Below are 12,727 nucleotides of genomic sequence, written 5' to 3'. Positions count from 1 at the left end.
AAAGGAAAGAAGTAGCCTTTGCCTACTGGGCTTAACCCCGTTACTTTCGAATAACTTCAGTTAGAAAAGCATACCCGTCCGTACCGTGACCGGCGTCGATCGCACGCCTGGCAATATCGTTTGCTGCAATCAGTACGCTGGTATCGATGCCATGCGCTTGTGAGGTATCAATAATATGCTTCATACCCGCGGCTGCCGAAAAAAGGTTGGAGTCATATCCCGGGTATTGCCCATTATCGACTTGCTCGGCCAGTCCAGCCATAATATCCGGAAGAATATTACTAATACCTTGGGCGAATGGAAGCAGTTCTTTCGCAGTTATGTTCTCCGCCTTCGCCATTGTGAGGGCATGTATATAACCGCTCATAGACGTCCAAAAAATATCTAAAAGCGACACATCGTATGCCGCAGCCCGGCCCGGATCCTCTCCTAGGTGCACTGAAGTGCCGCCTATGCTGCTCAAGGTTTCTCGATGAGCTTGATAGACGGACTCCGACCCGCTATACAGAACGAAGGCCGAACTTTGGCCGATCGTCGTCGTCGGAGTCATGATCGCCCCGTCGAGGTATTGAATCCCGTGTGGCGCTGCCCATTCGGCCATTTGGCGAGCACGAATCGGTGAGTCGGCCGTCAGATTCACCAACGTGCGTCCTCTCAGAGCGCCGTCAATCGGACCAACGATCGCATTCACGGCGTCATAATCGAGAACGCAGACGATCGTTAGCGGGCTAGCCGTGACGGCTTCGGCAGCGGACTCCGCGAGGATCGCACCTTGTTCGATCAGCTCACCGGCTTTGCCGGGCGATCGGTTCCAGACGGTCGTCTGATGTCCGGCCTTTAGGAAAGCCCTAGCCAAGGCACGTCCCATTGGGCCAAGGCCGAGCACGGTCACCTGCGGGCGATCGTCGCCAGTGTTCCGTTCTCGGTTTAAGGTATTTTTAATTTGTAATTTTTCTTTCATTGCATATACATCCTCCCTTCTGCTTTATCTTAAAAGGTTGACACTGTGTCAAGGTCAACTATTATTTTTCATATTGTTGGATAAAAATTTCGTTAAGCTAATCTGCCCTTTACTTCAATAACAAACCGGCAGCGGATCTCTGATCTGCTGCCGGTTTGTTGTTTTAAACTAATGTTCCTCGTTAGCCATCCTTCAGCACAAAGGAACCATAAGTTATTCAACCACGTATTGGAACTATTCTGCCCGTTAACGTAGTGAAGCTGCCGATAATGTGCAAACCGCACAATACCATTCTCATCAATCAAAAAATCAGCAGGTATTCGATTAAAATTTGAACCTTCCTCTGGGGTGAGTGCAAAGCCGGCAGCAGCAGCTTCATAAGCGAACATTTTTGTGTGCTCATCGGCCATTGTCATACGTACTTTCTCTTCAGATGTCTCAACACCAAACAAATCGTACAAGTGTGCTTTCGGGTCGGCGACGAGTGGAAATGGAGCGTTTTGAGTTCCGACGTATGTTCGCATATTCGCCTCTGGTGATTCGAAGAAGGCGATAACATCCATACCTTGGCACTGCCAATCGGGATATCTGTTGATAAAATGATGCACCCTCAAATTACAAAGAGCGCAAGCGGAGAATCGCATAAAGGCGAGCAGTACTCTGCGGCCACGAAAATTTTCAAAGGATATAGAATTGCCGTTGTGGTCGACAGTCTGGAATGTTGGGGCAATCATGCCCTGCTGAAGCTGGTGAGTCATCGATGATACCTCCTGCACTTGGAATTTAATTACTAATCCAATTTACCAGAATAGCATTACCGCTTCTGTGACCTAGTCACCGATAGCTCCTCCAATTTAGTGCGGCAGGTGATTTTTACCCAACCTCGTCCTATCTCCACCCATCCCTGACGCCGAAATCGTTGCAACGTGCGGCTCACAACTTCACGGGCAGTACCAATTTCAGAAGCAAGCTCATAATGCGTCATTCGCAGCATCGGCCGCTGCTCTGACGTGGAACTCAGCAGTGCTTCAGCCAACCGCATTTCCAGCGGTTTGGTCTGTCTCGCTTGAAGCTGTTCGCCCATATTCATAATTCCTTCAAGCAGGTTACCGAACACGGTTTTACGGATCGACTCGTATTCTTGCACCCAGTGTAAGAAGCTGATTTTGGATACAAACAGTGCTTCAACCTCAGTCTCAGCCTCGATGACGGCTGGGTAGTCTCGTCCGCTCAGACCGCTTAGTACAAGGAGCGCACATATTTCGCCAGGATTAAGTTTATTGACAACCCGCTCGCTTCCATCTTTTCCGATTTGGCTGATGCGGGTACTACCCTTCAGTAAGAACATGCCGTAGGACCTTGCTTCTTCCCGATTAAAGATACGAGATTTGGCGGAGAATGTCCGTATCTCCGGCTTTGCTTCAGCCCAATCCTCGGGGCAAACATCCCCCAAACATGGGAATACTTCCAGCAACCCAATATCCATGACGATAGAAGTCATATCTGTCCCCATTCTTAAAAGTCATTTTTAAAAAAATCCATTTTTCTATTGATGCTTCATCGTTTAACAATCTCCACGTAATGCTGTAAATTATAACATAATTACCACTCAAAACTGCCCATCGTTCAATGAAAACGGCTGCCGATTGATCTTCGGCAGCTGACTTGTTGTTGAGCTAAAGTTCTCTATTAGCTTAATTGAGTTCCAGGCATTCTAACTAATTGTATATGTCTAATTCCCATGTATGAGTATGTTATTATTGCACTCTGGGGGTTCCTTACAGTTTCCTTTTTGCCTTTCAATGATGCGTTGATCATTCTCAAAATGTTTCCTCAACTTTCCATCAATACTGAGTAAGCCTAAAGTAAGAATTAGTCAACAGCGGTTCTATCTCCTCTGTATTGACATTTAATTACATGTAATCTAAAATAAAATGAAAGCAAGCACTTGCATTACGGGGGTGAACTCATGAGCGCTAATCCAACTACAGAAAAAATATTGCTGGCATCCATCAACCTCATGGCAGAAAAAGGATATGACGGTACAACGACCAAAGAAATCGCGCTAGCTGCCGGAGTGAACGAAGTCACTTTATTTCGGCATTTTGGAACGAAAGAAAAATTGCTTGAGGCCGCCTTCAGCAGGTTCCACTATGGCAATGAGATGACTAGGCTTTTTAACGAGGGTCTTAAAGGACATCTGCAAGAGGATCTGCTCACAGTGAGTCGAACGTATCATAACATCATGAACCGGAACAGAAAACTAATTTCAATCGCGCTTAAAGGAAGCAGTACTCTACCTGACTCTGTTCTACAAGAGGCTTCGCGCAACCCGAAGCACTTGAAAAATTTGCTCACTGATTATCTAACGACAATGTCATCAAAAGGCAAAGTGGTCTCCTCAAATCCTGAAATCCAAGCATTATCGTTTATGTGGATGAATTACGGGGCTTTCATCAGTAGACTAAATGCCAAAGAAGCGGTCTCGGAAGATACGCTGGACGTGTTTATTGAAGAAAGCGTAAGTGTATTTACTAAGGCACTTAGCCCTTAGTTATTGGTTTCTCTAAGAGCAGCCCCGAAGGGGGCTTTTCTCAGAATATAAATGTAAGTATGTGCTTGCATTCATCAATGTAGGCATTTACATTTAACAAGTCTAATAAAAGAAAGGTGAGATTCTGAATGGTTAAACCGAATTTTCCCTACGAAAAAAAACGTCAACGAGTGCTTGGTCTAGAGATGGCCTACGTAGATGAAGGAAGTGGCGATCCGATTGTCTTCCTACACGGCAACCCTACTTCCTCTTATCTCTGGCGTGAAATTCTTCCTTATGCTCAAGATTTCGGTCGTTGCATTGCTCCTGACCTCATAGGTATGGGCGATTCCGAGAAAATCCCCCATAGTGATTCCAACTCATACACCTTTGAAGAGAATCGTCGCTATCTCGATGCCCTTTTGGATCAACTTGGTGTTCGTAAGCAGGTTACTTTTGTGGTGCACGATTGGGGGTCGGCCCTGGGATTTGATTGGGCGTACCGCCATCCGGAGGCAGTTAAAGGAATCACCTACATGGAGGGAATCATAAAACCTCGTAGTTGGAGCGAGCTCCCGGAACGGGGACGGAAAATTTTCCAGGCATTACGATCCGAGGAAGGTGAACAGATGGTGTTAGAACACAACTCTTTCATCGAGACTAACCTTCCAATCGGCATTCTGCGTAAGTTGACGGAGGAAGAGATGACCGAATATCGTCGGCCATTCTCGTTGCCTGGTGAAGGACGCCGCCCGACGTTAACCTGGCCGCGACAACTTCCGTTTGATGGAAATCCGGCTGATGTGACGGACATTGTTACCACGTACGGAGAGTGGTTGGCACAGAGCTCGGTCCCTAAACTCTTCGTCAACTGTGATCCAGGCACTATGCCGACATCACATGTTGAATTCTGCCGTACCTGGCCAATGCAAACGGAGATCACCGTCCGTGGACTTCATTATCCCCAGGAAGATTCACCTCATGAAATTGGCGAGGCACTTGCTGCTTGGTTAAAGGATTTAACATAGTCGTTAAGGCCTTCTAGGGATGGGTAATAAAAATGGCAACTGATCATCTGGATCAGCTGCCATTTTGTTATTCTCAACTAACGTTCCCCGTTAGTAGAATCAAATTTTGTAAAGTGAATATCAAAAGGTAGGAGCAGGTAATTCATCAATTTTTATACGAAGTAAACTATAAGGTTTTTGTCGCAGGTCTTTTCCATAATGAAATCTTGCCTGCCGATGTAGTTGGTTTACAATAACATATAAGTATCGATCCGGACCAATAGAAAAAGTATCCGGCCATAAAATTCTCGGATCATGTGCGATGGTTTCCATTATTCCATTCGGCAATATCTTTCGAATACTATCGTTTTCATAGTCTCCGGCGTAAACGTTTCCTTTTGCATCGGTGATCATTCCGTCAGACGCACCTTTTTCTCCCCAATACTGCACATGATAACGTAAATTGAAATCCGGTATCGTACTGTCTCTCAGGGCTTCTGTTGAGATCGAGTATAGATGACGACTGGTTAATGGACAAAAAAATATAATTTTTCCATCAGGGGAAATCGCTATACCGTCAGAGGCCAATCGAAAGGGAGATGTCGAACCATCTGTGTTTCGATTCATCAAAATTTTACCTTCCACTTTTGGTAAAAAATACGGATCGGGTGATGTTGAATTTGCTCCATTTAACCGTCTAAACGCATTTCCATTTTCTAAATTTACGACTATAATAGCGCCTGGACCTTTTGAAGAAGAATCCGTTATATAGGCAAAACCTGATTTACCAACTCGAAAATCAAATCGTACATCATTCAGATACGTTGTCGGCAAAACTGCATCTTCTGCAAACGTATATACTTTTCTTATTGTATTTGTATTTAGATCTATAGCGACTAGTTTTGCCCCTCCTTTAATAGGTTCAGAAAAATTTGGTGCAGCCGTATCCAGTACCCACAGGGTTCCCCTTCCATCAGCAAATACGCTTTGGACACTGATGAAGGACATAGTGATATTCAAAGGGTTTAACAAATTCGTTTCTAAATTAGGATAAGGCTGCAACTGACCCTCAACAATTTCCGCTACCGTAAATCTAACGTCATCTCCCCATTTCGGAAAGCAAACGAAGATACGCCCGGTTTCTGATACACTAACGCCTGTAGGCATAGCCCCATAAAATGAATAGACGAGTTCTAACTTACCGAAATATTTTTCAATAGGTAACATAGGGTTTTTGATATCCTCCCCGACATACTGGATATTACCTATATATGTGTAAAACTTTTTCTGATGCCTGGCGCTTAACTTTTAATGTTTGTTTTCGTTTTCAAATTTTATAACTTATGAAATGTTCAAAACATAACAAAAACAAAAAAGCTTCGGTACAAACCGAAGCCTTCTGAATCTCCGTTCCTGTTCCTACGAACGTCCCCGCTAGCCAATTGCCCATGCGGAGAGTAATGGCGTAAGTTCGAAAAACATCATCTGTTAGCGTCTAATCGACCTGACTTTACTTGTATCGTAAAGAAGGAGAATCCTTGCAAAGCCTCTCTAAATTACCATAATTCTACAAAATCGAACGCTGACGCTTCACCAGAATCGTACCTTTTTAGTTCTCTTACTTACGTGTGCTCTCGTTTGCGGAATTGCTCCGGCGGCATGCCGGCATACTGCTTGAACAGTCTGCTGAAATGAGCCAGGTGCTTGAAGCCAAGACGGAAGCATACCTCCGTCACCGACAACTCGGGCTGCATAAGGAACAGAATCTTCGCTTCATTGATCCTTCTTGTATAAATATAATGAAAGATCGTGACACCGGTCACTTCCTTAAACAGCTTGGAGAGATAGGATTTGCTTAAATGCAGCCGCTCCTCAAGCAGCTCCATATTAAGGTCATCCGTATAATTCTCCTCCAGCACCGAAATAATGCGCTGCACCGTAGCTTCCTTCTCAGAGCTGTATTCCTGCCTGTTCCGGTTAAGCAGCGGCTGCTCGCAATGATCAAGAATCATATACAGCAAATCAACAAAAGCAAGCCTGAGCCGGTTGTCGCCAATTGTATCGCGGCGTTTCTGATACTCATGCATCCTGGCCAGGATCCGTTCGACTTCCGCTTTATCCTCTCCGCGCAGACGCAGCCGGTAATTGTTCAGTTGCTGGAACGGCTGCAGTATATTCTGGGCATGCGGCAACTCGATGTAAGGCTGCAGCGAAGTGGGCTCGAAATGGATAATCGAACGGATATATTCGACCGATGGATCCGTCTTGGCGCAGTGCAGGGTCATCCCATACATAATGATCAAATCACCTGGAGCAAGCTCATAAATCTGGTCGCCAATCAGATAATTGCATTTGCCGCTATGGAAATAGTAAACCTCGTAGAACATATGGGAGTGAAAAAACGGCTCCATCGGTTGGTCTGACCAGTAATGCAAATCCAGCATATTAGGCCTCGGCTTGCAGCAGCTCGCGCATGTACGCAACAAAATGCTTCAACATTTGCTGGGTTTCAGGGAATTGACCGCTGAAATCCTCAACGCCGAGATAACCGTCATAGCCAACCGCTTTCAGATCCGCAATGACCTGCTTCCAAGGCACAATGCCTTCCTTAATTCCGCTCCACTCCGACTTCCAGCGCACGCTGCCGTCTTCGGCTGTTCCGTCCGTTACAAAGCCTGCATTCTTCACATGGACATGAGCGAGATAAGGGCCAAGTATCTCCATGCCCATCCGGTAGTTCTCGAAGCCTTCATGCACCATGTTGCCCGGATCAAACAAGACGCCGATGAAGGAAGGATCAAGTCCTTCCACAAGGCGGTAAGCTGCCGATGCGCTTGGAGCAATGGTCTGATGATGCGTCTCCACCAGACCTTTAATGCCGTACTTGCGGCATAGACCCTCTGCATCCTTCAAATATTGGCGTGTCAAAGTGAACAGTTCACCGAAGGGACGGGAACGGTCATAACCGGGAACGCCGAGGCGGATAAATTGTGCCCCTACACGTTTAGCTTTGCGGAGCACATCCTCCGTTGCATCCAAATCGCCAGCCGTCAAGTAAGGCGTTACGCTTATCGAGCTTAAGCCCTGCGAAGCCGCTGCTTCACGGAAACGGTCTGCCATTTCTTCGCCGCCGGAAGGCAGCAATGTGCACAGGTTATTTCCCCAGAAGGACGGCTTTTGCTCCGATGCATTTTCAGGAGCTTCCTTATACCGCCATTCAATGCCGTCGATGCCGGCTTCGCGTGCAACGCTAACTAACTGTTCCGGGGAAAGCTCTGGTGTTGCTACTGTAAAAATAGACAGCTTCATGGTTCAGAAACCTTCTTTCGCTTATAGTTGTTCTATTCGATCCGTACAGCCTGTCTTTGCGCTTCAAGGCATAACTCGGCTGCTTTGAATGTATGCTCCTGCGGCATGGCAAGATCCGTTCCGTTTAATATATCAAGAATGAGGGCTCCAAAGTAAGGGAAGCCAACCTGGTCCTTCACTTCAATCTTATGTTCGCCTTCGCCGTTCACCAGGAACAGATGATCTCCCGTCTTGCTTCTGGCGATGTCCACGTATTTGCGCAGCTCAATATAGCCGTTGGTGCCCAGAATCATCGTTCTGCCGTCACCCCAGGTTGACAAGCCATCCGGCGTAAACCAGTCGACGCGGAAGTAGTTAGTTGCACCGTTATCGCCGATAAGGGTAGCATCCCCATAATCCTCAAGCTCCGGATACTGCTTGTTATTATAGTTGGCTACCTTGCTGCTCTGAACCTTAGCATCCTTCGCGCCAGTATAATACAGGAACTGCTCGATCTGATGGCTGCCGATGTCGCACAAGATCCCGCCGTATTTTTCCTTCTCGAAAAACCATTCCGGGCGCATGTGCGCATTAAGGCGGTGTGGGCCTAATCCAATGACCTGCAGGACGCGCCCGATCGCGCCGTCTTTAACAAGCTGCCCCGCGAATTCCGCGCTTTCCACATGAAGACGCTCGCTGTAATAAACCGAATATTTTTTGCCGGTCTCTGCCGCCGTCTTCTTGGCATCGGCCAATTGATCCAGCGTCGTGAACGGCGCTTTATCCGTGAAATAATGCTTGCCGTGCTTCATCACTTTCACGCCAAGCGGCCCGCGCTCATTCGTTACCGCTGCTGCAGCTACCAGCTGCACTTCATTATCCTGAAGAATTTGTTCCTGGGAAAGCGCGACACGCACTTCCGGATAGGCCCGGCAGAAAACCTCTATCTTGGCAGGATCCGGATCGTAAACCCATTTCAAAGTGCCGCCCGCTTCGCGCAGGCCGTTGCACATTCCGTAAATATGACCATGGTCAAGAGACATGGCGGCGAAGACGAAATCCCCTTGCCCGGCAACCGGACGCGGCTTCCCCTGCGGCGCATAATTCATTCCATTAGCTGAAGACATATTTCACCTCCTGATTAGTGCGTGCCGGAAACATCCAGCGTATGGTATTCGTTCGCATTTTTCTTCGAGTCGGATTTGGCGATTTGCTCTTGAAGCTTGTCATAGAACAAATCTTCATCGATCGGCAGATCAACCCAGTTATCCGTCCAAGTGGACAGCAGCATCGCGTTCGAGATCATGAGGCCCTTGATGCCTTCTTCACCCGGTGCGATAAGCGGCGTTCCTTTATTGATTGCATCGGCCCAGTTTTGCGTAATTTCCTGATGGCTGCCTCCGCCGCCGCTGATCGGAATTTCGAACTTCCAGCATTCCGGCTGGCCAAAGCCGCCTGTGTAGGTCTCATTAAATTCGGACTCCGATACACGCAGACGATGGAAGGTCAGCTTGTTGTCCTCGATCACGATTTTGCCGCGGTCGCCCGAAATCTCAAATCGGTTTGTACCCGGGGATTCAAAGGTCGAAGTGACAAATACGCCGGTAGCTCCGTTCTCGTATTCCACATAAGCGGTAACGTCATTTTCCACTTCAATATCGCGGTGCTTGCCGAATTGGCAGAATGCTCGGACGCGTTTGGGCATAAGACCCGTTGTCCACTGCCACAGATCCAGCTGATGCGGATCCTGGTTAATCAGAACGCCGCCGCCTTCGCCGGCCCAGGTTGCGCGCCAGCCGCCGGAGTTATAGTAGCTTTGCGAGCGGTACCAGTCCGTAATAATCCAGTTCGTGCGGCGCACTTCGCCCAGCTCGCCGGAAGCAATCAGTTCTTTGAGCTTTGCATAAAGCGGATTCGTGCGCTGATTGTACATAATGCCGAATACTTTTTCGCTCTTCGCCGCCGCTTCGTTCATCTCGCGTACCGCGCGCGTATAGACACCAGCTGGTTTCTCAATCAATACATGCAGTCCCGCGTTTAGTGCCGCAATCGCCTGCTCCGGGTGATCGTAATGCGGCGTACAAATAATAACACCGTCAACTGTACCGGATTCGAACATTTTCTGCGGGCTGAGAAAACCTTGAATATGGTGGCCCCACTCTGCCTTTACCTCTGCCAAACGCTCCGGACGAACGTCGGATACTGCTGTCAGTTCAGCGCCTTTGACGCCTCCTGTAATCAAATAACGGGCATGCCCCGTTCCCATATTTCCTAAACCAACGATACCGATACGTACCATGATTACACCCTCTCCATGCTTGATGAAATAAGGAATCTCTTTCTTCATTCTAGCACGTAGAGTTGTGAAAGCGCTTGATTCTAATGAGCCAATAACGGGCTTCATTTAACTGTGGTTGTTCTCGGAGGGTGATTTTTGTATTTAACTGTGGTTGTTGTGAGGCGGAGAGCCGGATGGCATGGGGATCCGTGCTCACCCGGCTCTTTTTCGGCTGCCCTTATCGCAAGCAAAATAATATAAAAGCAAACCTTTCATCATTTTTAGGCAGTCGAACAAGCCATCCTCTCCCGCTGGCAATAAACTATTGTATTAATGAAGAGGAGTGAAAAGCTATGAAGAGGTTTAAAGCTATTTTGAATGGTAGAAACGAAGTCCCTCCCGTACGAACCAATGCTACAGGATTTGCCGTTTTTCAGCTGAGCGGCAGCGGCAACCAGTTGTCTTTCAAACTTGTTGTCCGAAACATTAAAAAAGTGACAGCAGCCCACATTCATCTTGGACAAGCAGGCGTAAACGGTCCTGTAGTCGCCTTTCTGTTCGGCCCGTCGAAATTCGGCATTTCCGTTAAACGCGGCATTATCCGGGGAACTTTGACCGGCAGCGATCTGGAAGGTCCTCTAAGCGGAAAAACGATCGGCGATCTTATCCGTGAATTCGAAAGAGGCAACGCCTACATCAATGTGCACACCATTCAAAATCCGGACGGGGAAATTCGCGGCCAAGTTTTCAAGAAAAATCGTCCATGATTAACTAAATGCTAAAAGCCGGCCGCATGCGGCTGGCTTTTGTCATGCCAGGGAAGAAATACGGAAAAATGGGTACGTCATTTTACACGAATAACATCTTGTCAGAATATGATTGTTTAGATACGAACCTCCCAGATTACGCGAGCTTACAAGGAGATGTGGTTAATGACGCAAAGCCGAGCGAAAGTTTTCAAACCTGTGCAGCTATATTCCAGTCATGCCTACCGGTTTATTGAAAAACTTGGCTGCAAGCCAAGCGATCAATTGCATTTCTTATTAATCAATGACGCTAAAGGCAAAAACCGGGGCTTTAGCGTTGCTACCGAGCTTCCCGCAATTACCTTGCATAAGCCTTTTCATTCCTTGGAGAGACTGGTTCCCCAGATCAAGCTTTTTTCAAGGAGAAACAAGCCTGTAAATGCACTGTGGCTAAATAAAAAAGGCTATGCCGTTTTTATGGAGATTAACAGCCGGGAAACGACGAAAGATAGTCCGTTCAAAGCCATCAGAGCACAGTTCATCGATGTTGATTTGAACAAAATTTCGGCGCTTTGCAAAACGAAAGAGCAGGCTCAGCAGAAGATCGACTCCATTCTCTCCGACCCTTCAGAGCGGCTTCAATCCATTACTATCACCCAAAATAAAAACGGCCACTATCGCCTTTTAGCTCAACGGACACTACAGCGAGTAGCGACGCTAAAAAAACAATTTATAAACAAGCATGGAGACCGCATCAAGGATACGATGATCGTCGAAACGAAAAACGGTTATCATATCTATTGGGTCTTGCAAGGCGGAGACATAAGCAAATTCGTTCCCATTCAAAAAGCATTAGCCCAAACCTTCAATTCCGATCCGATGATCACAAACCTATCGAGAGTTATGCGTATACCCGGGTTCTACCATATGAAGAATCCCGGCAGCCCCTATATGGTCAAGGTTAAACAATGGGGCAGGGAAAAGCCGTTCACGCAAGAGGAGCTTATTGAATTGCTGGAATTAAAACCTTTAGTCACAGCGAAGCTCAGGCAAAAGCGCCGGGTTCGACGTGTTTCATGAGGAAATAGTTAAGGCAGTAAAAACCCCTGGCCGCAAGCGTCCAGGGGTTTTCGTGCGGGCTCAACACCCGGACTGCCATTATTTATCGTTTAGTAACCCCCGCCTGTACATGATCGTCAAAATTCTGAAAAAGTCACGGGAGCTGCCGTCTGCCGGGGCTTCGATAAGTCCAAGCGCAATCGCCCGGTCTACAGCAGGCTGCGCCCATGTCGGAACCTTCATGTTATGCTGCTCTTCCAGCTCCGCTACTCGGGCAGCCAACGCTTCGAATTGCTTCCTTTCCGCTTCTGTCATCGGTACATCTACCTCCCCTAAATGTTCGTTCAGCTGAGTCTGCACCTGATCAAGAAAAACTTCCCAGCCGTTCTTGCGCGCCCGGATAATATGCGGACAGTTTTTCCCGCTCCAATGGTTGTGCTGGACAACCGCTTCGATCGGAAGCTTCAGCTTATACAGAAGATCGCCAACGAGCCGCGCGGCCCGCGCTTCTGCATCCGTGCGGTTGCCATCCTCATTCTCGCAGATCTCGATGCCAATTGAGCTTAGATTGCCCTGTCCCTTGCTTCCGTCACCGGCATGCCAGCCATGCTCTGTCACCGGCAAATGCTGCACAACCCGCGTATCGTCAACGGTAAAATGCCAGGATACGGGCAGTGCTGCCGCCGCATCGCCTTTCAAATACTTGGCATGCATGAGGGCATTTGCGCCTCTACCCGGATTAGCCGTATCATGAATGGTAATAAAATAAGGCCCGTCTAGCGGAGCTCCGGGACGATTAGCCCGCCCGGCCGGAATCATATCGACTTGAACCGTCTCGAACATACGCCTCACTTC

General features: G+C 47.7%; 13 protein-coding genes. 4 read left to right on the top strand and 9 right to left on the bottom strand.

Annotation, left to right across the window (positions count from 1 at the left end):
- Window positions 1–40: 40 nt before the first annotated feature.
- The 3 genes from BM200_RS11230 to BM200_RS11220 form a co-directional block, all read right to left on the bottom strand.
- A complete protein-coding gene (locus tag BM200_RS11230) occupies window positions 41–961 on the bottom strand; it encodes an NAD(P)-dependent oxidoreductase (protein WP_091185118.1) in 921 nt (306 codons plus the stop codon).
- 92 nt (window positions 962–1,053) lie between these two features.
- Window positions 1,054–1,719 carry a redoxin domain-containing protein gene (locus BM200_RS11225; protein WP_091185117.1) on the bottom strand — a complete coding sequence of 222 codons (666 nt, stop codon included), beginning with the start codon at window positions 1,717–1,719 and terminating at the stop codon, window positions 1,054–1,056.
- 56 nt (window positions 1,720–1,775) lie between these two features.
- Window positions 1,776–2,462 carry a Crp/Fnr family transcriptional regulator gene (locus BM200_RS11220; RefSeq protein ID WP_175532835.1) on the bottom strand — a complete coding sequence of 229 codons (687 nt, stop codon included), beginning with the start codon at window positions 2,460–2,462 and terminating at the stop codon, window positions 1,776–1,778.
- Between the two features lie 468 nt (window positions 2,463–2,930).
- On the opposite strand from BM200_RS11220, the gene BM200_RS11215 reads away from it, so the two are divergent.
- Window positions 2,931–3,515, top strand: a complete 585-nt coding sequence (locus BM200_RS11215) for a TetR/AcrR family transcriptional regulator (RefSeq protein ID WP_091185112.1) — start codon at window positions 2,931–2,933, stop codon at window positions 3,513–3,515.
- A gap of 128 nt (window positions 3,516–3,643) precedes the next feature.
- Window positions 3,644–4,522 carry a haloalkane dehalogenase gene (locus tag BM200_RS11210; protein ID WP_091185109.1) on the top strand — a complete coding sequence of 293 codons (879 nt, stop codon included), beginning with the start codon at window positions 3,644–3,646 and terminating at the stop codon, window positions 4,520–4,522.
- A gap of 120 nt (window positions 4,523–4,642) precedes the next feature.
- Here the strand turns inward: BM200_RS11210 and BM200_RS11205 are convergent, their stop codons facing one another.
- From BM200_RS11205 to BM200_RS11185, 5 genes are all read right to left on the bottom strand, one after another.
- Window positions 4,643–5,728: an L-dopachrome tautomerase-related protein gene (locus BM200_RS11205; RefSeq protein ID WP_091185107.1), complete on the bottom strand. Its 1,086-nt coding sequence runs from the start codon at window positions 5,726–5,728 to the stop codon at window positions 4,643–4,645.
- Between the two features lie 395 nt (window positions 5,729–6,123).
- The gene (locus tag BM200_RS11200; RefSeq protein WP_091185104.1) at window positions 6,124–6,945 is read right to left on the bottom strand and encodes an AraC family transcriptional regulator; all 822 of its coding nucleotides are present in this window, start codon (window positions 6,943–6,945) and stop codon (window positions 6,124–6,126) included.
- A 1-nt stretch (window position 6,946) separates the two neighbouring features.
- On the bottom strand, window positions 6,947–7,810 hold the full coding sequence (locus BM200_RS11195; protein WP_091185100.1) for a sugar phosphate isomerase/epimerase family protein: 864 nt from the start codon (window positions 7,808–7,810) through the stop codon (window positions 6,947–6,949).
- 32 nt (window positions 7,811–7,842) lie between these two features.
- A complete protein-coding gene (locus BM200_RS11190) occupies window positions 7,843–8,916 on the bottom strand; it encodes a Gfo/Idh/MocA family protein (protein WP_091185098.1) in 1,074 nt (357 codons plus the stop codon).
- A 14-nt stretch (window positions 8,917–8,930) separates the two neighbouring features.
- Entirely contained in the window at window positions 8,931–10,088 is a 1,158-nt protein-coding gene (locus BM200_RS11185; protein WP_091185095.1) for a Gfo/Idh/MocA family protein, read from the bottom strand.
- A 332-nt stretch (window positions 10,089–10,420) separates the two neighbouring features.
- Here BM200_RS11185 and BM200_RS11180 point away from each other — a divergent pair, with 332 nt between their 5' ends.
- Window positions 10,421–10,834, top strand: a complete 414-nt coding sequence (locus BM200_RS11180; RefSeq protein ID WP_091185092.1) for a CHRD domain-containing protein — start codon at window positions 10,421–10,423, stop codon at window positions 10,832–10,834.
- Between the two features lie 165 nt (window positions 10,835–10,999).
- Window positions 11,000–11,893, top strand: coding sequence for a DNA-primase RepB domain-containing protein (locus BM200_RS11175; RefSeq protein ID WP_091185090.1), 894 nt, complete (start codon window positions 11,000–11,002; stop codon window positions 11,891–11,893).
- A gap of 78 nt (window positions 11,894–11,971) precedes the next feature.
- On the opposite strand, the gene BM200_RS11170 is transcribed toward BM200_RS11175, so the two are convergent.
- A complete protein-coding gene (locus tag BM200_RS11170; RefSeq protein ID WP_091185087.1) occupies window positions 11,972–12,715 on the bottom strand; it encodes a peptidoglycan recognition protein family protein in 744 nt (247 codons plus the stop codon).
- Between the last annotated feature and the right edge of the window lie 12 nt (window positions 12,716–12,727).

Origin of the sequence: Paenibacillus catalpae (assembly GCF_900112695.1) — a bacterium.
Lineage (GTDB): Bacteria > Bacillota > Bacilli > Paenibacillales > Paenibacillaceae > Pristimantibacillus > Pristimantibacillus catalpae.
This window is presented reverse-complemented; position numbering and strand designations above follow the sequence as displayed.